At 67.1% G+C, this 20,358-nt stretch carries 15 protein-coding genes; 10 read left to right on the top strand and 5 right to left on the bottom strand.

Annotation, left to right across the window (positions count from 1 at the left end):
• Positions 1 to 50: 50 nt before the first annotated feature.
• Entirely contained in the window at positions 51 to 1,364 is a 1,314-nt protein-coding gene (locus ACWF5H_RS01915; RefSeq protein WP_452035321.1) for an MFS transporter, read from the bottom strand.
• 189 nt (positions 1,365 to 1,553) lie between these two features.
• Between ACWF5H_RS01915 and ACWF5H_RS01910 the strand changes: the two genes are divergently transcribed.
• Complete coding sequence (locus ACWF5H_RS01910) at positions 1,554 to 2,465, top strand: helix-turn-helix transcriptional regulator (protein ID WP_452034474.1); 912 nt, start codon at positions 1,554 to 1,556, stop codon at positions 2,463 to 2,465.
• 44 nt (positions 2,466 to 2,509) lie between these two features.
• Here the strand turns inward: ACWF5H_RS01910 and ACWF5H_RS01905 are convergent, their stop codons facing one another.
• Complete coding sequence (locus ACWF5H_RS01905; RefSeq protein ID WP_452034472.1) at positions 2,510 to 3,229, bottom strand: ZIP family metal transporter; 720 nt, start codon at positions 3,227 to 3,229, stop codon at positions 2,510 to 2,512.
• Positions 3,230 to 3,496: 267 nt separating this feature from the next.
• The gene (locus tag ACWF5H_RS01900) at positions 3,497 to 4,852 is read right to left on the bottom strand and encodes an MFS transporter (protein WP_452034471.1); all 1,356 of its coding nucleotides are present in this window, start codon (positions 4,850 to 4,852) and stop codon (positions 3,497 to 3,499) included.
• 293 nt (positions 4,853 to 5,145) lie between these two features.
• Here ACWF5H_RS01900 and ACWF5H_RS01895 point away from each other — a divergent pair, with 293 nt between their 5' ends.
• Positions 5,146 to 5,823 carry an NADPH-dependent F420 reductase gene (locus tag ACWF5H_RS01895; RefSeq protein WP_452034469.1) on the top strand — a complete coding sequence of 226 codons (678 nt, stop codon included), beginning with the start codon at positions 5,146 to 5,148 and terminating at the stop codon, positions 5,821 to 5,823.
• Between the two features lie 107 nt (positions 5,824 to 5,930).
• Here the strand turns inward: ACWF5H_RS01895 and ACWF5H_RS01890 are convergent, their stop codons facing one another.
• The gene (locus ACWF5H_RS01890) at positions 5,931 to 6,908 is read right to left on the bottom strand and encodes an ABC transporter substrate-binding protein (protein WP_452034468.1); all 978 of its coding nucleotides are present in this window, start codon (positions 6,906 to 6,908) and stop codon (positions 5,931 to 5,933) included.
• A gap of 277 nt (positions 6,909 to 7,185) precedes the next feature.
• Between ACWF5H_RS01890 and ACWF5H_RS01885 the strand changes: the two genes are divergently transcribed.
• From ACWF5H_RS01885 to ACWF5H_RS01850, 8 genes are all read left to right on the top strand, one after another.
• Complete coding sequence (locus ACWF5H_RS01885) at positions 7,186 to 9,174, top strand: acetoacetate--CoA ligase (protein ID WP_452034467.1); 1,989 nt, start codon at positions 7,186 to 7,188, stop codon at positions 9,172 to 9,174.
• 145 nt (positions 9,175 to 9,319) lie between these two features.
• Positions 9,320 to 12,094, top strand: coding sequence for a PEP/pyruvate-binding domain-containing protein (locus ACWF5H_RS01880; protein ID WP_452034466.1), 2,775 nt, complete (start codon positions 9,320 to 9,322; stop codon positions 12,092 to 12,094).
• A gap of 196 nt (positions 12,095 to 12,290) precedes the next feature.
• A complete protein-coding gene (gene accB / locus ACWF5H_RS01875) occupies positions 12,291 to 12,839 on the top strand; it encodes an acetyl-CoA carboxylase biotin carboxyl carrier protein (RefSeq protein WP_452034465.1) in 549 nt (182 codons plus the stop codon).
• Positions 12,836 to 14,197, top strand: coding sequence for an acetyl-CoA carboxylase biotin carboxylase subunit (locus ACWF5H_RS01870; protein ID WP_452034464.1), 1,362 nt, complete (start codon positions 12,836 to 12,838; stop codon positions 14,195 to 14,197). Before accB ends, ACWF5H_RS01870 begins: the two co-directional genes overlap by 4 nt.
• Positions 14,197 to 15,669, top strand: coding sequence for a pyruvate/oxaloacetate carboxyltransferase (locus ACWF5H_RS01865; protein WP_452034463.1), 1,473 nt, complete (start codon positions 14,197 to 14,199; stop codon positions 15,667 to 15,669). Before ACWF5H_RS01870 ends, ACWF5H_RS01865 begins: the two co-directional genes overlap by 1 nt.
• Entirely contained in the window at positions 15,666 to 16,541 is an 876-nt protein-coding gene (locus tag ACWF5H_RS01860; RefSeq protein WP_452034462.1) for an HAD-IIA family hydrolase, read from the top strand. The genes ACWF5H_RS01865 and ACWF5H_RS01860 overlap by 4 nt, the downstream gene beginning before the upstream one ends.
• Entirely contained in the window at positions 16,538 to 18,421 is a 1,884-nt protein-coding gene (locus tag ACWF5H_RS01855) for a PEP-utilizing enzyme (protein WP_452034461.1), read from the top strand. Before ACWF5H_RS01860 ends, ACWF5H_RS01855 begins: the two co-directional genes overlap by 4 nt.
• Positions 18,422 to 18,448: 27 nt before the next feature.
• Positions 18,449 to 19,528 carry a PEP/pyruvate-binding domain-containing protein gene (locus ACWF5H_RS01850; protein WP_452034460.1) on the top strand — a complete coding sequence of 360 codons (1,080 nt, stop codon included), beginning with the start codon at positions 18,449 to 18,451 and terminating at the stop codon, positions 19,526 to 19,528.
• 58 nt (positions 19,529 to 19,586) lie between these two features.
• On the opposite strand, the gene ACWF5H_RS01845 is transcribed toward ACWF5H_RS01850, so the two are convergent.
• Entirely contained in the window at positions 19,587 to 20,354 is a 768-nt protein-coding gene (locus ACWF5H_RS01845) for an IclR family transcriptional regulator (protein WP_452034459.1), read from the bottom strand.
• Positions 20,355 to 20,358 lie beyond the last annotated feature (4 nt).

Genomic DNA, 20,358 nt, shown 5'->3' with positions numbered 1-20,358 from the left:
GAGTGTCCGTCGTCGGCGCTTTTCATCGTTCTCAGGCTGGGATGGCCGGGCTAAGGCACGGCTTGATGCCGGCGCTGCAATGCCAAGGAGGCCGCCACCAGGATGACGAGCACTACCGCGGCGGCACCGAGGCTGGCTCGCAGCCCGGTGATGAATTTCCCGCTGGCAAGTACGGCACCGAAGATGGCTACCCCGAGGGAGCCACCGACCTGGCGGGCGGTGTTGACCACTCCGCCGGCCGTGCCCGCCAGTTCCGCCGGGACGTTGTCCAGCACCTCGGCAATGATCGGCGGGACGGTGAAGGATCCTCCCACACCGACCGGGACCATGAGCGCCGCGGCGAGTAGGACCGGCGCATCCGCCGGCAGCAGACATAGCCCGGCGAGGCCGGCAGCCATGACCAGCTGCCCTGCGGCGATCATGGGCATGTGCCCGTACCGGTGCATGAGACGAGCCACCCAGGGGTTCAGGATGGCGACAAGGGCCGTCATCGGTAGGAACAGCAGCCCGGTTTCCAGGGCGGAAGCGCCGCGTTCCTGCTGAAAATAGAGGCTCTGAACGAACACGATGCCGTAGAACGCCGCCATCGTGACGACGGCAATGATCAGCACGGTCGATACGGCGCGTGAGCGGAACAGGTCAAGCGGAATCATCGGGTGCAGGCCTCTGGCCTGCGCGGTGATGAAAACCGCGACCGACCCGATGCAGACGGCGAACATGAGCAGAATTGCCGGGCTTCCGTAACCGGCTTCCGCGCCCTCGATGATGCCATAAGTCAGGCTTGCCAACGCGACAACGGCGCTGATCTGTCCGACCCAATCGAACGGTGCCGGGCGCCGTGGCGAGGGCACGACGCGGGAAAGCACGGCAAGCGCCGCAGCACCGACGGGCAGATTGACGAAGAAGATCAGCCGCCAGTCGAACTGGGTGAGAAGGCCGCCCAGTACAGGCCCTGCAGCAGCGGCGACTGAACCGCCCAATCCCCAGTAAACAATGGCGCGGCCGCGGGCAGCGGCGTCTTGATAAGCCTCCCGGATCAGAGCCAGGGAAGACGGAGTGATCAACGCCGCTCCGATGCCCTGCAGGAAGCGTGCGCCGATGAGTGCCAGGAGGGTCGGACTGAACGCGCAGGCAGCGGAGGCCACAACGAAGAGTGCCATGCCCAGCCCGTAGGCACGCCGGGCGCCGGCGCGATCGGAAAACGTGCCGGCGAACAGTTGGAGGGCGGAAAACATCAGCGTGTAGCCTGTCACCACCCATTGCAGCCCGGACAGTCCGCCGCCGAGGTCGCTGCGGATTGCCGGTAGGGCCACGTTCACGATCTGGGCATCCAATGCAACCACGAAGAACCCCAACATGGCCACTGCCAAGGATACCCTTGGCCGGGCTGCCACAGCCGTGCGGCTGGTGCGAGACACAGACATGGTGTCCTTTCAAACAGGGAAGCGGTCTAAATCAAGGGAACCAGCCCTCTTACTGGTGTGGGAGTGCCTGTTGTGCGGTGTACTGACAGTTCCTGTTAGACCGACCCGTGCCGTCGTAGCGTAGAGGCCATGGACAACACGAACGACGTCCGCGAGTTCCTCATGAGCCGCCGGGCGCGCATCACCCCGGCGCAGGCCGGGCTGCCCGCCTACGGCGGAACCAGAAGGGTGGCCGGGCTCAAGCGCGAGGAAGTGGCCATGCTCACCGGCGTCAGCACCGAGTACTACGCCCGCCTCGAACGTGGAAACCTGCGAGGAGTCTCCGACTCCGTCCTCGACTCCCTCGCCCGGGCCCTGCAGCTCGACGAGGCAGAACGTGCCCACCTCTATGATCTGGCTAAAGCCTCCGCACCTACGCCGGCATCCGGCGGACGGAGGGCACGGGCTCAAGTGCGTCCGAGCATCGAAAGAGTCTTGGCCGGGATGACCGGAACGCCCGCCTACGTCCGAAACGCCCGCATGGACGTAGTGGCCGCCAACAACCTGTGCTTCGCCCTCTACACGGACATCCTCAGCCCGACAGTACTGCCGCTGAACCTTGCCCGGTTCATGTTCCTGGATCCGCGTTCCCGCGACTTCTTCGTGGACTGGGAAACTCTCGCAGACGACTTCGCGGCGGCAATGCGCACCGAGTCCGGCCGCAGCCCGCGGGACCGGGCGCTGAACAGTCTCATCGGTGACCTCGCCGCCGGCAGCACCGAGTTCTCCGCACGGTGGGCGCGCCACAATGTCCGCTTTCACCGCACAGCCCGCAAAACAATGCGCAATCCGCTCGTCGGCGAGATCGAACTCACCGGCGACGCCCTCCAGCTTCCCGATGAAGGACTAACCCTGATCGCTTACTCCGCGGAACCGGGCAGCCATGCCCAGGATCAACTGGACTTCCTCGCCAGCTGGAGTGCCAGCAACAGCCACTTGGTTGAACATGCCTCAGTCAAACCGCCCACCCCTGATCAGCAACGGAGAAATGAGACCGCCTGAAACGGTTCTCCCTTCCAGGTTTTTGACGCCCTCTTGACGCCGTCTCAGTGCTTGCCGACGACCTCCACGAGGACGAACGAGAGGCCGAAACCGATGGCGATTGCAATGCCGGTGGCCGCGCCCGCGTCCCGGAGCGCTTCCGGCACCATGCGGACCGTCACGTTGGTCAGGACGCCGCCGCCGGCAAAGGAGAGCACGAAGGCAACCACCTCGGGCGGAACAAGCCCCAGCACCAGCACAAAGCCGGCTACGGACACGCCGCACAGGATCGTCATGGCCAGCCAGGAAGTCATGACGTGGCGGGTGGTCAGGCCGGCTTTACGCAGCGGACCGGTGTCGGCCATGGCCTCGGGAACGCCGCAGAGGAAGACCGCGGCCAGCATGGCGATGCTGATGCCGTAGGCGCTGACCAGTCCACCGGCAATGACGATGGACTCGGCGACCACTGAGAGCGCAATCACCAGGAACCGGGGCTCGTGCAGCGGGGGTGCGGACAGCCGCGTGCCCCGACTGGCGCCGGTCACCACCCACGACGTCGCAACCGCGCCGCCGAGCAACCCGGCTCCGACGAATCCGCTCCCTCCGGCCAGTCGGCCGGCTTCGTCGATCAGCTTGTAAGCGACAGCGGACAACAGGGCCCCGGCGCCGATGCCAGTCAGGACACCTAGCAGCACGCTGTTGACGGCGCGCCACCGCAGGGCAAGCAATCCACCCAGAAAGTAGGAGGAGCCAGCAAGCAGGCCCCAGCCAAATGCTGGCAGCATCGGCGTCCCTTTCGGCTTAGGTGCTAAAGCACGCGCCTAGGCATCATCCCGGAACTGACAAGGGGATGGCAAGGGTTGAGCGGCGTCGCCAACATGCATGCCGGTTACGGAATATAGAGGGGCCGCGTCATTGGGGGCAAACCCCGGGTTGGTGGGAAAGCCTCCCAGGGCGCGGCTGCGGCTCAAGAAGTGGCGGCACGACGGCGGGGCTCGGCACCGTGCCGAGCCCCGCCGTCGTTGTGGGGTGCTTGAGGGGACTGCCGGTGGCTAGAGCTTGCCGGCCGGCTCCTGCTCGCGGGCCGCCTCGGCCTTCGGTGCGACCGATGCCAGCACCGGCTTGCCCAGCATCGAGATCACCACGGCGCCGATCAGCATCGGGATGATGAACAGGAAGTACAGGTCGGTGGGCTGCCAGCCGCCGTCCATCAGCGCGCCGGCGATGATCGGCGAGGCGATCGCGCCGACGCGGCCCATGCCGATGACCAGGCCCAGTGCAGTGCCCCGCACCTCGGAGGTGTAGTAGGTGGGGCTGATGGCCAGCATGCCGGCGATCGGGGCGTTGGAGCCGAAGCCAACGAGCGCGGCGGCGAACAGTGCGCCGGCCAGCGATCCGGTGGAGAGCGAGAACGCGCCGAAGGTCAGGCCGCCGATCACAAAGAACACGGCGAGGACCTTGCGCATCGGGAAGCGGGCACCGAAGGCGCCCAGCACGACGGCGCCGATGATCGCGCCGACGCTGAAGAGCACGCCGGCGGTGATGCCATCCTGCTGGCTGAAGCCGCTTGCGGTGACCAGCTTGGGAGTCCAGGAGTTGGCGAAGTAGAAGCTGGCCATCAGGATGAAGTACGCCAGCGAGATCAGGATGGTGCGGCGGGCGTTGACGCCGGTCAGCACGTCCGCAAAGCGGGACTTCTTCTTGGCCGGGGCTTCGGGCAGCGCGGGCAGCTCGGCGACCACTGGCTGGTCAATCCGGCGCAGCACCTTGTTGATGCGCTGCAGGGCATGCTCCGGGCGGCGCACCAGCAGGAAGTCGACCGACTCGGGGACGGCCTTCCAGATGAACGGGATCATGACCACGGTGATGGCAGCACCGAAGAGGAAAGCGGAGCGCCAGCCGAACGCGGTGATCAGGACGCCGGTGGCCATGCCGCCGAGCACACCGCCGATCGGCTGGCCGATGCTGACCAGCGCCAGTGCAGTAGAGCGCCGCTTGGCGTTGGAGAACTCGGACGCCAGGACGTTGGCGGTAGCCTGCAGGGTGCCAACGGCCAGGCCGGTGATGAAGCGCAGCACCACCAGCACGCCGTAGCCGGGCGCGAAGGCGGAAACCAGCATGCCCACCGCGACGATGGACGCGCCGATCACCAGCGTCTTCTGCCGGCCAATCACGTCCGCCACACTGGACACGAAGATGGATCCGATCGCCATGCCGACCAGCGCGGAACTCAGCAGCACGCCCAGCTGGCTGGCGCTCAGGCCCCAGTCCTCCATCACGGCGTTGGCGCTGAACGCCATCACCAGGACGTCGAAACCGTCGATCATGTAGAGCGCCATGCAGATGGCGATGACGCCAACCTGCGTGCGCTTCATGGGAGCCGCCTCGATGCGGGCCTTGATATCCATAGCGGGGCCTAACTTGTTGCCGGCGCGGCCGCTGCGAGCGGTGCACCTTTGTAACTGAACGTCCGGTAGGTTCGTTGAGCCATCAACTATATGACCTGCGCCGCCCTGCCCTGTGCCACACGCCATAGATATGTGAGCAAGGTCTCGTGGCGGGAATGCCGGGATGCGCCCACGGCCCGAGCGAGTAAAACTCCGCGACTTCCCGGTCCGCGCTGGCCCGTGTCCCGTGGGAGGAGCACAGTTGGTGAAGGGGGCGCTTCGATCGGGAAGTCGGAACTTAACAGGAGATCATCATGAAAGCAGCAGTCTTCGGAACCGGCAGGGTGGGCCAGACCATCGCAGCGCGCCTGGCCGAGCTCGGCCACACCGTCACCATCGGAACCCGCGATCCTGAAACTACACTGTCCCGAACCGCGGCTGACGCCATGGGCACCCCGCCGTTGGCCGTCTGGGCCGCCGACAACCCCGGCATCGAGGTGGCCCGTTTTGCCGACGCCGCAGCCGGCGCCGAGCTGATCGTCAACGCAACCAACGGCGGTGCCTCCTTGGACGCCTTGGCCCAGGCCAGGGCCGAAAACCTCGACGGCAAAGTCATCCTCGACATCGCCAACCCCTTGGACTTCAGCAACGGAATGCCTCCGACACTCTTCGTCAAGGACACTGATTCCCTCGGCGAGCAGATCCAGCGGGCTTTCCCCGCCGCTCGCGTGGTGAAGGCTCTCAACACGCTCACCGCCGAACTCCAGGCCTATCCGGCCCGGCTCCCCGAGCCCGGCACGGTCTTCGTTTCCGGCAACGACCCCGCTGCCAAGACGACCGTCGCCGAGCTCCTCAAGGACTTCGGCCACCAGGACGTCATCGACCTCGGCGACATCACCACCGCCCGCGGAACCGAAATGCTCATGCCCGTATGGCTCCGTCTCTACAGTGCACTCGGCACGCCGGCGTTCAACTTCAAAATCGTCCGTTGACGCCGTCACGCCGGAGTGCCGAAGCGGGCGGCCCCCCGGTAGCACCAACGACGACGGCGGGGCACACCTCTTCGGTGCGCCCCGCCGTCGGTGATTTGCGGCGCGGTTTAGTCCAGGATGACCTGATCCAGATCGACCGGCTTCTCGACGACTTTGTACTTGACCATGAGTTCGCTGATCTTCTCCAGCGAGTCGCGGTCGATCTCGCCGGAATGCGACTCGAGGAGCAGCCCGTCGGCGAGTTCCGGATCCATCTTGAGGAAGGTCGGCAGTAGGGCGCGGATTTCGTCCTGATGGGATTCTGCGTAGTCGGCAACCTCGGCGAGCGCTGCCTTGAAGTCGGTCACCAGTTCAGGGTTCTCCTCGGCCCACTTGCCGCTCGCGAACGCGACGAGGGTGGGCTGGCCCGGGATGGTCTCCTGGTAGTTGTAGGTAACCAGATGGTGTCCCGCCTCAAGGGCCTGGGTCAGGAACGGCTGGGCCAGCCAGACGGCGTCGGCGTTCCCCTTCTCCAGTTGCGCCGGCGCATCGGGGAAGGCGATCTCGGTGAACTCCACCGAGGCGGGGTCCGCACCGGCCGTGGCCATGGCTTCCATAATGGTGATGTCGCCCTGGCCTGCAACGGTATTGACCGAAACCTTCTTGCCTTCGAGATCTGCGACCGTCTCGATGCCGGAATCCTTGAGCGCCACGACGCCGGTTATGTCGTCCCCGGTGGCCAACGAATGGGAGTACCCGGAAATGATCTTCAGGTCCAGCCCCTTCGACTGGGCCAGCATCGTGGAGACAGGGTTGCCGATGGCCACGTTCATGGTTCCCGTCGAGACGGCCGGCAGCATGGACGCCCCGCCCTGACCGGACTGCATCTCAATCTCGATGCCGTGCTTGGCAAACAACCCCTTGTCAATGCCCAACTGCAGGGCGGCCGACGGCGCAATCGGAATGGCGCCGACCGAAACCTTCCGCAGATCGGTATCGGCACCGGCGGGCGTCTCAGAAGCTCCTGAGACGCTGCCGCCTCCACATCCCGCGAGCAGGGCCACAGCCAGGCCGGATGCGGCCATTGTTCCGAGCAGTTCTTTCACAACACCCTCTTGATCATCAATGGTGAGCTGTCTCACACGACTGGAACGACTGCAGTCAGAGCCGGCCACGCCACAAACGGTTTGGCCAGACATTCCTGTAGGCGGAATGGACAGGCGGCGTGCAGGCACAGCGAATTGCCGTTCACTGGCACATCCGGAACCCCAATTCCTCTTGACGGAATGTTGGGCCAGGCCGTGGCCAGCCCTGCCCCGGGTGATTAGAGTCACAGGACGGGCTTCCGTGCCCTCATTAGTTCCAGTCACGTAAGGACATTCCATGCCCCCCGTTGAACAAGGCTCCCTGCTGCTGCCGGCCCCCGGCAAGGAGCAGTGGCCGTCCTCCCAGATGGGACGCTTCGTGCTGGGTATCGAGCAGAAGTACGGGCGCACGTTTGCCGACTACGAGGAAGCCTGGCAGTGGTCGGTCGACCATCTGGAAGATTTCTGGGGCGAGGTCTGGGACCACTTCGACGTCATCTCCCACTCCCCCTACACCGCCGTCCTCGCCGAGCGCACCATGCCGGGAGCCCGCTGGTTCCCCGGAGCCACCCTGAACTACACCGAGCACATCGTCCGGTCGCTCCGCCGGCGCGCGGACCACATCATGGTCAAGTCCCGAAGCCAGACCAACGGCAGCATTGACTGGACCGGAGGCCGGCTACTGGAGGAAATCGGCAGGATCCAGCGGGGCCTCCTCCGCCACGGGATCAAACCCGGCGACCGGGTGGCCGGCTACCTGCCCAACATCCCGCAGACCTTGGCCGCCTATTTGGCGACGACGGCGCTGGGAGCCACCTGGTGCTCGGTGCCGCCGGAAATGGGTCCGAAGTCAGTACTGGACCGGATCACCCAACTGGAGCCCGCGCTGATCCTGGCCGTCGACGGCTACCGCTGGGGCAAGCGGGAACTCTCCCGCGCGGATGACCTGGCCAGGATCCGCGAATTTTTGCCCGGCACAGCAACGGTCCTGCTGCCCTACCTGAATGACGACGCCGAGGCACCTGCCGGCGCCGAACTCTACGCCGACTTCACCCGCGACGCCGGTGAGGTCCACTGTGAGCCGGTCCCGTTCGACCACCCGCTCACTGTGCTGTTCTCCTCCGGCACCACGGGCAAGCCCAAAGCCATTGTTCATTCCCACGGCGGCCTGCTCCTGGAGCACTACAAGGCGATGGGGCTGCACTTTGACATGAGCGAGGCCGACACTGCCTTCTGGTTCACGACGACCGGCTGGATGGTCTGGACGTTGAGTGTTTCCACCCTCCTGATGGGAGCCGCCTTGGTGCTGGAGGACGGAGACCCCAACTGGCCCGGGCTAGACGGCGATTGGTCGCAGTGGGCCATCCTCGCCCACACCGAGGCCACATATCTGGGCACCGGGGCCGCCTATCTGGCCGCCTGCGCACACGCCGGCCTTGAGCCGGCCAAGAAATGGGACCTCAGCAGGCTCAGGGAGATCCAGTGCTCCGGCTCTCCGCTGGCCGCCGATGTGGCGGGCTGGGTTTACACGTCGGTCAATCCGAACCTGCTGCTGGCTCCGACCTCCGGGGGGACCGACATCTGCGCTGCCTTCATCGGCGCCAGCCCGCTCACGGCCGTGTACGCAGGTGAAATGTCCTGCCGGCCGCTCGGGGTGTCAGTGGAGTCGTGGGATCCCGAGGGCCGGCCGATCCGCGGCGCCGCCGGGGAACTGGTGGCCACCCAGCCAATGCCCTCCATGCCCGTGTTCTTCTGGGGCGACGAGAATTTTGAACGCTACCGCAACAGCTACTTCGGAGCCTACGAAGGGGTCTGGCGGCACGGCGACTGGCTGATCCAGACCGAACGCAACAGCTGGATCATCACCGGACGCTCCGATGCCACGCTCAACCGCGGCGGAGTGCGTCTGGGCACGGCCGAGTTCTACGCCGTGCTCGACGGGCTGCCGAACCTGGCGGACAGCATGGTCCTGCATTTCGAAGACGGCGGCGGCATGGGCAAGCTGGTGCTGCTGGTGGAGGCGGCCGCGAACGCCGACCATGCTCAGCTGGAGGCGACCATCCGCAACACGCTGCGGGCCGAGCTCTCGCCCCGGCACGTCCCGGACTACATCGTGTTCGTGCCCAGCATTCCGCGCAATCCAACCGGCAAGCGGCTGGAGATCCCGCTGAAGCGAATCATCCAGGGCGCCGTGCTGGGAGAGGTCATTGATCTGGGCGTGGTGGTGCGGCCGGAGGACATCGACGACACGGTGCGGCGGGTCCATCGGGTGCTGGAGCACAGCTGACCACTTCCGCTTCCGGCGGCCGTGCAAAGACTCCCTGCAGCCTCGACGTCGCCCCTAGTCAAAGGTCCTGCACCGCCTGTTGAATCTTGCCGGGGCTGGCCTTAGAGTCGCAGGAACAATCTCCGCCCGTCCGGTGATGGGGGCAATGATGGATAGCGCTGAGCAGCCGGCACCACCTCCAGGGGGCGTCGTCGTCGATCTGGCCCACGCGGATGCGGGCATGTTGCCGGATGTCGGGGGCAAGGCTGCCAACCTCGGTGTGCTCCTGGCGGCTGGATTCCCCGTCCCGGACGGCTTCTGTGTCAGCACGGCGGCCTACCGGCAGGCAGCGGCCGCCGCAGGGCTGGACCCGGTGCTCTACGCCCTGCGGGCATCTTCGGCCGGGCCGGGCGCGGGCGCCGGACCGACCGCGGCCGCGGAGGAAGAACTGGATCTGGCCGGGCTCGCGGAGCGGATGCGCACCAGCCTCGAAGCCACCCCCCTGCCCGACGGCATCGCCGAAGCCGTCCTCGCCGCCTACGCCCAGCTGGGCGAGGACACTCCGGTTGCTGTGCGGTCCTCCTCCACAGCAGAGGACCTCCCCGAAGCCAGCTTCGCCGGCCAGCTGGACACGTTTCTCAATGTCATCGGCCCGGATGCGCTCCTGACCGCCGTGCGCCGGTGCTGGGCTTCCTTGTGGACGGAACGGGCCGTGTCCTACCGCACGGACCACGGGATTGCCCAGCACGCTGTGGGCATCGCCGTCGTTGTGCAGAAAATGGTCGATGCCGCCGTGTCCGGGGTGTTGTTCACGGCCAACCCGCTGACCGGCCGGCGGCAGGAGACCGTGGTCAACGCTGCGCCCGGCCTCGGCGAGGCACTGGTCAGCGGGGCCGTGAACCCGGACCAGTTCAGGGTCGATGCCGCTACCGGTGACATCCTCGAGCGCAGGCTGGGGGACAAACGCATCGAAATCCGGGCCACTCCCGGCGGCGGCACCCGGCGTCTGCAGCTGCCGGACCGCCTGCGGCAGGCCTCCCTGACCGACGAGCAAGTCCACGCTCTGGCCAGGCTCGGCGCCCGCGCGGAGAAACTCTATGGCGAGCCGCAGGATCTGGAGTGGGCCATTGAAGCGGACGGCGAGATCTGGGTGGTGCAATCCCGCCCGATCACCACGCTGTATCCGCTGCCCGAGCCCTACGGCCGCGACGACGGTGCCCGCGCCTACCTGTGCGCCAGCCTGCTGCAAGGCCTGACCCGGCCAGTGACGCCGATGGGGATGGCGTCTGTCGATCTCATGGCGGGCAGCAACAGGGCCGCGTCGACAAGCGACGGCGAGGCTGTCTACCGGTTTGCCCAGATCGGGATGCGCATTTATCTCGACGTCACCCCGCTCTTGCGCAGCAAGGGCGGCCGCAGCGGCATAGTGCGCCTGATGAAAGCGGCTGATGCCAGGTCCGTGGACGTGTTGCGGCACGTGGCGGCCGACCCCCGGTTCTCACTCATCAAGGAGTCCCGGCTGGCGTCGCTGAAGACAACCTTCCGCGCCTTTCCCCAACTGCGCATGCTTCCGCACGTCCTGCGTGCGATGGCCAATCCCACCGCAGCGCTGGAACGGGGCGGGGCGTCGCGCCGCGAATTCGAACGGATGCTGGAGCTGCCGGAGCCAGCCTCCAGTGCCCGGCGCCTGGACTTCGTGGAGCGCGTCCTGGCCAAGGACATCACCTCCGTCCTGATCCGCGAATTGCCGCCGCCCGCGGCCGGATACATCTGGCTGGGTCTGGCCCGTTTGGCGCTGGGCCGGCTGGCGCAGCCCGGCGACCTGCAGACGGTCCTGCGCGGCCTGCCGCACAATGTCACCACGGAGATGGATCTGGACCTCTGGCGCACCGCCAGAGTGATCCGCGACGACCCTCAGTCGGTGCGCACGCTCACGGAGGAAGACCCCCAGTTATTGGCCCGTCGCTACCTGGAGGGCGCGCTGCCCGCCGTCTGCCAGCGAGAGCTGCGCGCGTTCCTCGCCACTTATGGTCACCGCTCCGTGGCCGAGATCGACCTCGGCGTCCCCCGATGGTCCGAGGACCCGGCCCACATCATCAACGCCCTGGCCAACTATTTGAAACTCACAGACCCGGAGCTCGCGCCGGACCGCGTCTTCAAGCGGGCCGCGGAAACGGCCGAAGCCAAGGCAGCCGAGCTGGCCGCACGGGCCCGCGGCACGTCCAGGCTGCGCGGAAGAATCGTGGCCCAGGGCCTGCGACGCGCACGAGCAACCGCTGGCATGCGCGAGTCCCCCAAGTTTCGACTCATCGCCACTTTCGCTGCCCTCCGCCGGCAGCTTCGACTGGTGGGCGAGGAACTAGCCGACGCCAGCCGCATCACGGCACCCGACGATATCTTCTTCCTCGACTTCGCCGAAGCCCGCGTGGGCCTGCGCGGCGCGGACCTGCGCGGACCGGTCGCCGAACGGCGCCGAAACTATCAGCGTGAAATGCGGCGCAGGCACATCCCCCGGCTGCTGCTGTCCGACGGCACCGACGCCGAAGCCGCGATGGCTGCGCAAACCCGCGCGGCATCGCCGGCGGACGGGCAGTTGCGCCCCGGTACCCTGGCAGGGGCGCCGGCCTCCGCCGGCACCGTGACAGGCAAAGCCAGAGTCGTCCTGGACCCGGCCAGCGCTCAGCTGGAACCCGGCGAGATCCTCGTTGCCCCGTCGACCGACCCGGGATGGACACCCCTGTTCATGACCGCCGGGGCACTGGTGATGGAAATGGGCGGACCCATATCCCACGGAGCCGTCGTCGCCCGCGAATACGGCATACCCGCAGTCGTGGGAGTCCCCGATGCGACCACCCGAATCAAGACCGGTGACATCCTCTCCGTGGACGGCGCCGCGGGGACCATCGTGATGGAAGCATCGGCTGAGAGGTCGGCAACCTAGCTTCTTAGACCGCCGGCGGAGCCTTGATCGACCAGCCCTCGGTGCAGCCAACCACGCCACGGCCGAAGTTGCGCAGGACGGAATCCCTCTTCAAGCCATTGCGCCAAACAGCATCGCGCCTAGGCTGGAAAGTGATCCACCACACATCACGGGACGCTCAAATCCCGCGAGCAAGGACAAAGGACACACGGGATTCATGGACGTTGACCTGGAAGAACTCGCTGCGATCATCGAGCAGCTCGACAAAACCGAATTCACGGAATTCCTCTACGAGCAGGGCAGCCTGCGCGTCCATGTGCGGCGCGGCGGATACTTTCCGGAGCCCGCGGGCCAGGTAAACGGCCAGGCAGCGGCGGCCATCAGCCCGGCACCTGCAGCCCCCGCGGCAGCCGCAGCTCCGGCTCCGGCCCCGGCTCCGGCGTCGGCCGCACCCGCACCGGCTCCGGCCGCCGGATCAAACGGCCAGCGCCACGGGATCAGCCCGGACAACCTGCCGGCCGGCCACACCCTGGTCACGGCACCCATGCTCGGCACGTTCTACGGTGCCCCCAAGCCCGGCGAACCCGCCTTCGTCAAGGTCGGTGACACTGTCGCGGCGGATTCGGTGCTGTGCATCGTGGAGGTCATGAAGCTGATGAACTCGGTGGCCGCTGGCGCAGAAGGCGAAATCGCCGCGGTGTTCGTCCAAGACGGCGAGCTGGTCGAGTTCGAGCAGCCGCTGTTCGCCATCCGCGCCGCGTCATGAACCACCGCGTCTTCGTCGCCAACCGAGGCGAAATCGCGGTTCGCATCATTGAAGCCTGCGACCGACTCGGCTTTGAGACCGTGCTCGGCATTTCCACCGCGGACAAGGACACGCTGGCGGCCAAGCGGGCCGGACGCGTGCTGGTGCTGGGCGGACCTCGTCCCGGCGACAGCTACCTGAACATGGCCGCCGTGGTGCAGGCCGCGGCGTCCACCGGCTGCACCGCGGTCCATCCGGGCTACGGCTTCCTGTCCGAACGGCCGGCCTTCGCCGAGCTGTGCGCCGAAAACGAGCTGGTCTTTGTGGGACCGTCGCCGGAGGCACTGCGCGCTCTCGGCGACAAACTGACCGCCCGGCATCTGGCCGAATCCGTAGGCGTTCCCGTCTCGGCCGGCGGCACCGCGCAGTCGGCGGAACAGGTCCAGGAACTCGCCGAAAGCATCGGCTATCCGGTGCTGATCAAGGCGGCGCACGGCGGCGGCGGACGCGGGATGAAGCTTGTCACGTCCGCTGCCGAGCTGGCCGAGGCCTGGCAGGTTGCCTCCGCGGAGGCGGAGTCGTCCTTCGGCGACGGCACCGTCTTCCTGGAGCGCTTTGTCACCGACGCCAAGCATGTGGAGGTCCAGATCATCGGCGACCGCCACGGGCACCGGGTGCACCTGGGCGAGCGCGAATGTTCGGTGCAGTACCGCTACCAAAAGGTGGTGGAGGAGGCGCCCTGCGCGGCGTTGCCCGACTCCACCCGGGCGCTGCTGCACGCCAGCGCCCTGAAGATCGCGGAGGCGCTGGACTACGTGGGCCTGGGCACGGTGGAGTTCCTCTACGACGTCGACCGGGACGAGTTGGCGTTCCTGGAAGTGAATCCCCGCCTGCAGGTGGAGCACCCCGTCACCGAAGCCGTCACCGGCGTGGATCTGGTGCGTGAGCAGCTGCTGGTCACGCTCGGCGAGCCGCTGTCCTTCACGCAGGCGGACATCTCGCTGACCGGGCACGCCATCGAATGCCGGATCACCGCCCAGGACCCGGAGCAGGACCTGCGCCCTTCGCCGGGAACAGTGACCCGCTGGCGACCCTCGGCGGCCGGCGGCCTGCGGCTGGATACCCACATCTACGAGGGTTACCGCTTTCCGCCGTTCTACGACGCGCTGATGGGCAAGCAGATCGCCTGGGCCCCTGACCGCACGGCAGCCATCAAGCGGATGGAAGGCGCGCTGGCGGCTTTCGAGGTCGCCGGCGTGACCACGTCGCTGCCGCTACTGCGGCGCATCCTGGCCCACGCGGACTACCAAACCAACTCGGTCACCACACACTGGCTGAACGGCTTCCTCGACAATCTCATGGCACAGGAAGTGCACTGATGGCGGACATCAACCTGGTGGACGTATCCCTGCGGGACGGTAACCAGAGCATCTGGGGCGCCACCGGCGTCACCACCCGCATGGTCGAAGGCGTCACGCCGGATCTGGACCAGGTGGGCTACCGCGCGCTGGAGCTGGTGTCCAGCACCCTGATGGCCACCGCCGTGCGCTACCACCGCGAGGATCCGTGGCAGCGGCTGCGCGCCGCCCGGGACCGGACGCCCAACACGCGGCTGGGTTTTTTGACCACCGGCAAGCGCTTCATCACCTTCCACCGCACGCCCGACGCCGTGTTCGAACTGGCCTTCGGCCTGTTGGCCCGCAATGGCGTCAGCAGGCTCTGGGTCATCGACCCGATGCATGACATGGAAGGGGCCAAGCGCACCGCCGAAATGGCCAAGCGGGTGGGCTTCGAGGAAGTCATCGGCGGCATCTGCTACACCACCAGCCCCGTGCATACCGACGACTACTTCGCGGCCAAGGCCGCCGAGTTGGAAGACTGCCCGGCCATCGACGGCCTGTACCTGAAGGATCCCGCCGGCCTGCTGACCCCGGACCGGGTCAAGTCGCTGGTGCCGCTGATGCAGTCCAGCCTGCGGCAGAAGAAGTTCGACGAGATCCACTCGCATTCCACCACCGGCCTTTCACCGCTGACCGTGCTGGATGCGGCCGACCTGGGCATCCACACCATCCACTGCGCCCTGCCGCCGCTGGCCAACGGGGCGTCGCACCCCGAAGCCCAGCAGCTGGTGCGCAACCTCCGCGCCCGCGGCCACACCGTTGACGTTGACCTGGAGGCGATGGCACGTGCCTCGGCTTACCTGCAGCGGCAGGCGAAAATCAAGAAGCTGCCGGTCGGCACGCCCAACGAATACGACGAGGCCTACTACCGGCACACCATCCCCGGCGGCGTGCAGTCCACCACCCGGCGCCAGCTGACGGAGATCCGCCGCCCGGAGCTGTTCGACGCGGTGATCGAAGAGTCGGTGCAGGTCCGCGAGGACCTGGGCTGGCCGATCGTGATGACGCCGTTCGCGCAGTACATCGTGGCGCAGGCCACCCTGAACGTGATCTCCGGCGAGCGCTACAAGCAGATCTCGGACGAGGTGATCGACCTGCTGCGCGGCGACTTTGGCCCGCTCCCCGGCCCGGTGGACCCGGAGCTGATGGACCGCGCCATGGCCACCAAGCGCGGCCAACAACCAGTGAACGACGGCGGCGACGTCACCATCAAGGATCTGCGCCAGCGATTCGGCACCACCATCAGCGACGAGGAACTGCTGCTGCGCGCGGTGATGCCGGCCGAACAGGTCGATGGCATGTACGCCGCGAAGGCCTCCTCGCCGGTCTCCTCCCTGAAGAAACTGCTCTCGCTGGCAGAGGATCGGCCGACACTGCATTCGGTGTCGGTCAGCGACGGCACCACCAAATTTTCCCTCGAACGCCCAACCGCCCAGGAGGCCGCCCGGTGAGCACTGGCAACGCGATGAACGACGTCATACAGAATTCCCGTGGCTGGGTGCTGGACGTGGACGGCTGCCTGATGCGCACCAAACGCGCTGGCGGCGCGGGCGGCGAGGCCATGCCGCATGCCGCTGACCTGCTGGCAGCGCTGCACGCCGCGGGCCACGCCGTCGTCGTCTGCACCAATGCCTCGGAGAAAACGCCCGCCGAGTATGCGGCCCACCTGCGGGCCCAGGGCATCGGCGTTCGGGATGAAGAGTTTGCGACCGCCGGGAGCGCCGCTGCGGAGTACATCGCGCACCACCACCCCGGTGCTCGGGTGCTGGCACTCGGCGCGGCAGGCCTGACGGATCCGCTGAGCCGCCTCGGGGTGGAACTGGCCGAGCCGGGCGATCCGGAACCGGCCGACGTCGTGGTGGTGGGCGCGATGGACAGCTACAGCACCGCGCAGATCAATGCCGCCAGCCTGGCCGTGGACGCCGGCGCCCCGCTGTACACCACCGTGGATGTGCCGTGGTTCCACGGCGGAATCGGCAAGTCCGTGTGCAGCTCGGCCGCGGTCGCCAATGCCATCGGCTGGGCCGCCGGGGCCACCCCGCAGGTGCTCGGCAAACCCTCCGTGGCGCTGGGCGAGACTTTGCTGCGCCGGCTGGACGTGCCCGCGGCCGCGGTCACGGTGGTGGGCGACGCCACGGTGGAAATCCAGTTGGCTCGGCAGATGGGCGCCAACAGTGCCCTGGTGCTCTCCGGAGCCACCTCGGCCGAAAAGCTCGACACCCTGACCGGCGAGGCACGGCCGGATCTGGCCGTCGCCGACGTCGCCGAACTGTACCAACTGCTTGTTCCCTCCCTTTCACTGACGCAAGGAGCCCGACCATGAGCACTGACAGCACCCGTTTCCCGTTCTTCCACGAGGCCCAGGCACCCGAGGGCGCCGAGGGCTGGGAGTCCATGTACCCGTACTATCTGGTCCCCTCCCAGGAGACCCAGGCGCACGAGGATGCCCAGTTCTGGTTCGCCGACACCATGCACTGGTCCCGCGGCTGCCACCCCTTCGACAGCATCGGCGCCGAGGCGGTCTACCTGGGCGTGGGCACGTTCAGCACCCGCATCTTCGCCCTGCCGGTCTCGCTGGGCCTGGACGTGCGCGTAAAGAACGGCTACGTCTATATCTCCCCGCTGGGCGTCACCGACCCCGAGCGGATCCAGGAGCGGGCCGCCGTGTTCCAGAAGCGCGCCGGCTACTACTACGCCAACTGGGACGAGCTGTACGGGAAGTGGAAGACCAAGATGGAGGGCGCCATCGCGTCCCTGCAGTCCATCTCCTTCCAGAAACTGGCCGAATACGACCCGGACCACGTGGTCGATGAGGCCCGCGGCCGCTCCGACGCGATGGCCCTGACCGAGAACTACCACCGGCTGATCGACGAGTTCTTTGCCATCTGGCAGTACCACTTCGAGTTCCTCAACCTCGGCTACGGCGGGTACATCACCTTCTTCCAGTTCTGCAAGCAGGTCTTCCCGCTGATCACCGACCAGAGCATCTCCCGCATGGTCGCCGGCGTGGACGTGCTGGCCTTCCGTCCCGACGACGAGTGCCGGCGCCTGGCCCAGCTCGCCAACGACCTGGACCTGGTCGAAACAGTCACCGCCGAAGGCACGACGGCGGATCTGCGGTCCGCGCTCGAGGCCACCGCGAACGGGCGGACCTGGCTCGCCTCCTTCGACGAGACCCGCGACCCCTGGTTCAACTACTTCTCCGAGTACGGCTTCACGCACGACCAGGAAACCTGGAACTCCAATCCCGCCATCCCGCTGGGCAACATCGCCAGCTATGCCCGGAAGATCGCCGCCGGCGAGGACATCTCCCGCCCCATCGAGCGGCTGCAGGCCGAACGCGACGAGATCGTCGACGAGTACCGCGCCCTGCTCACCGCAGACGAGGCGAAACAGTTCGACGAGCTGCTGGGCCTGGCCCGCACCGTGTTCCCCTACATCGAAGAGCACAACATCTACGTGGAGCACTGGTCGCACAACGTGTTCTGGCAGAAGTGCCATGAGCTGGCCGACGTGCTGGTGGACGCCGGCTTCCTGGCCACTGCGGACGACATGTTCTACCTCAACCGCTTCGAGCTGGACACGGTCCTCTCCGACGTCGTGCAGTCGTGGGCGATCGGTGTTCCGGCCCGCGGCAAGGACCGCTGGCAGGCCGAGATCGAGCGGCGCAAGCCCATCGTGGCGGCCCTGCAGACCGCCTCTGCCCCGCCGGCCTACGGCGTCCCGCCGCAGGAAGTCACGGACCCGTTCGCGGTGATGAACTACGGCGTGACCACCGAACGCGTCAACGACTGGCTCGGCGCCTCCGACGGCGAGTCCAAAACGCTCAACGGCATCCCGGGGTCGCTGGGGATCGTCGAAGGTCCGGTGCGCGTGCTGCGCTCGGAAAAGGACCTGCCCGACCTGCAGCCGGGCGAGATCCTCGTCGCGCCGATTACGGCACCGTCCTGGGCCGCCGCGTTTGCCGTGGCCACCGGAGTCATCACGGACATCGGCGGCATGATGTGCCACGCCGCCATCGTCTGCCGCGAATACGGCATCCCGGCCGTGGTCGGCACCGGCTTCGCCACCGCGCGGCTGACGACCGGACAAAGGGTGCGCATCGATGGAAAGGCGGGCACCGTCGTCGTGCTCGACGACGACCCCACCGGCACCACCACGGATGCGGGCGCCCAGGACCTCGGCGTTCACGCGGCCGGCTGAATACCCCCACTGCAAGGAGCAAGGCCCATGTTTACCCTCGAATTCACCCACCCCGAATGCCGCGACGTCCGGCAGGTTGGCGGCAAGGCCGCGAGCCTGGCCGAAATGACCGTCCAAGGGCTACCCGTTGCGCCGGGCTTTGCCGTCACGGCGGCCGCCTACCGCAGGTACCTGGCCGAAGCCGGACTCAAGGAGTTCGCCACTACGGTGCTGGACGCGCTCCGGCCCGATTCCGGCCAGGCCGATTTCGACGAGGTTGAGCGGGTGATTGCGGAACGGCTGGCCGGGATTCCGCTGCCGGAAGAGCTGGCGGCACCGGTCCGCGAGGCGTACGCCAAGCTCTGCGCCGACTGCGGAGTGGATGACGTGGCTGTGGCGGTGCGCTCCAGCGCCACGGCGGAGGACTCGGTGGGTGCGAGCTTCGCCGGGGAATTCGAGACCTGGGTGGACATCACCGGAGCCGAGGAGGTGCTGGCCCACATCCACAGGTGCTATGTCAGCGTGTTTGCCGGCCGCGTGCTGTCCTATCTGGCGGAAAAGGAGATCGATCCGCACGCGATCGAAATGGCCGTGGTGGTGCAGAAGGTGGTGCGTGCCCGGGCCGCCGGCGTGATGTTCACGCTGAGCCCGACCAGCGGGGACCGCTCCAAGATCGTGCTGGAAGCGAGCTGGGGCCTGGGACTGTCGGTAGTGGGCGGCGAAGTCACGCCGGACCGGTTTCTGGTGGAGAAAATCGGGCTGGACATCGCCGACCGCACGCCCGGGTACAAACACATCGAGTACCGCCGCGGCGACGCTCCTCAGGACGTACCGGAGGAGCGCCGTTCGGTGCTCTGCCTGGCCGATGAGGAAGTCACGGCGCTGGCGGCGTTCGGCAAGCAGCTGGAGAAGATCCATCGGGCACCGCAGGACATCGAGTTCGCCATCGATGAAGAGCTGCCGGAGGGCAAGAACCTGATCCTGCTCCAGTGCCGGCCGGAAACCGTCTGGTCCAACGCGGAGCGCCAGCCGGCCTTCGACAACTCGGCCGGCATGATGTCCTGGATCACCGGCAGCATCTCCGGGCGGTCCGCCCCGCCGGCGTCCGGTGCCGCACACCAGCACTAGTACGCACAGGCGTCGTTCAGTCCGTCCCGTCCTTTCCGGCCGGGGCGGACTGACGTGCTTACTGCGGCGCCTTTTGCAGCCGCTCTTCAACGGCGGCCGCGGCCGCGCGCAGCGCCGAGACATAGTCGGGCATTTCGTCCCGCTTGAAGCGGATGCTGGGAGTGGCCGTGGTCAGCGCGGCAATGGGCTTACCCGCCGCGTCATTGATGCTCACGCCCAGGCCAATCACGCCCTGCTCCGTTTCCTCGAAGTTGGTGCCGAATTCCGCGCGGCGGATTTTGGTCATGTTCCGTTTCAGCGTGGCCAGCGAGTCGATCCGACCCGTGGGCCAGGACGGCAGCCCGCCCCGGTAGAGCTCCTCCAGCTCCACGTTGCTCAGCTGCGCCAGCATCGCTTTTCCGCCGGCCGAGACAAAGGCGGGCATCTGGTCGCCCACCCGCATGCCCACCCGCAGCGTGGCCTGGGACTCGACGCCGTCCACGAACACGATGTTGCCGCCGCGCAGCACCATCAGTTGCACGGTCTCGCCCACGGCCTGATGCAGCGCCAGCAGGGCGGGCCGGGCATTTTCGCGCAGCATCTGGACCGAGAAGGTCTCCGCCGAACGCTCGGACAGCACCGGCCCCGCCCGGTACCGCCGTTCCCGGTCCTGGACGGCGAATCCGCGGAATGCCAGCGCCGAGAGCAGCCGGTGAGCGGTGGAAGGAGCAACGTTCAGATGCTCCGCCGCGGCCTTGACGGACACCGGCCCAGCCGAGCGCATCAGCAGCACCAGCAAGAGGGCACGGTCAACGGACTCGACGGGAGAGGCCTCGGCATTGCGCATGAGG

The sequence above is a fragment of the Arthrobacter sp. NPDC055138 genome (genome assembly GCF_053607305.1).
This window is presented reverse-complemented; position numbering and strand designations above follow the sequence as displayed.

Excerpts from the sequence above, each read along its gene's own strand:
- ACWF5H_RS01910 (WP_452034474.1), top strand. The coding sequence starts at position 1,554 with ATGGACAACACGAACGACGTCCGCGAGTTCCTCATGAGCCGCCGGGCG.
- ACWF5H_RS01905 (WP_452034472.1), bottom strand. The coding sequence starts at position 3,229 with ATGCTGCCAGCATTTGGCTGGGGCCTGCTTGCTGGCTCCTCCTACTTT.
- ACWF5H_RS01900 (WP_452034471.1), bottom strand. The coding sequence starts at position 4,852 with ATGGATATCAAGGCCCGCATCGAGGCGGCTCCCATGAAGCGCACGCAG.
- ACWF5H_RS01895 (WP_452034469.1), top strand. The coding sequence starts at position 5,146 with ATGAAAGCAGCAGTCTTCGGAACCGGCAGGGTGGGCCAGACCATCGCA.
- ACWF5H_RS01885 (WP_452034467.1), top strand. The coding sequence starts at position 7,186 with ATGCCCCCCGTTGAACAAGGCTCCCTGCTGCTGCCGGCCCCCGGCAAG.
- ACWF5H_RS01880 (WP_452034466.1), top strand. The coding sequence starts at position 9,320 with ATGATGGATAGCGCTGAGCAGCCGGCACCACCTCCAGGGGGCGTCGTC.
- accB (WP_452034465.1), top strand. The coding sequence starts at position 12,291 with ATGGACGTTGACCTGGAAGAACTCGCTGCGATCATCGAGCAGCTCGAC.
- ACWF5H_RS01870 (WP_452034464.1), top strand. The coding sequence starts at position 12,836 with ATGAACCACCGCGTCTTCGTCGCCAACCGAGGCGAAATCGCGGTTCGC.
- ACWF5H_RS01865 (WP_452034463.1), top strand. The coding sequence starts at position 14,197 with ATGGCGGACATCAACCTGGTGGACGTATCCCTGCGGGACGGTAACCAG.
- ACWF5H_RS01855 (WP_452034461.1), top strand. The coding sequence starts at position 16,538 with ATGAGCACTGACAGCACCCGTTTCCCGTTCTTCCACGAGGCCCAGGCA.
- ACWF5H_RS01850 (WP_452034460.1), top strand. The coding sequence starts at position 18,449 with ATGTTTACCCTCGAATTCACCCACCCCGAATGCCGCGACGTCCGGCAG.
- ACWF5H_RS01845 (WP_452034459.1), bottom strand. The coding sequence starts at position 20,354 with ATGCGCAATGCCGAGGCCTCTCCCGTCGAGTCCGTTGACCGTGCCCTC.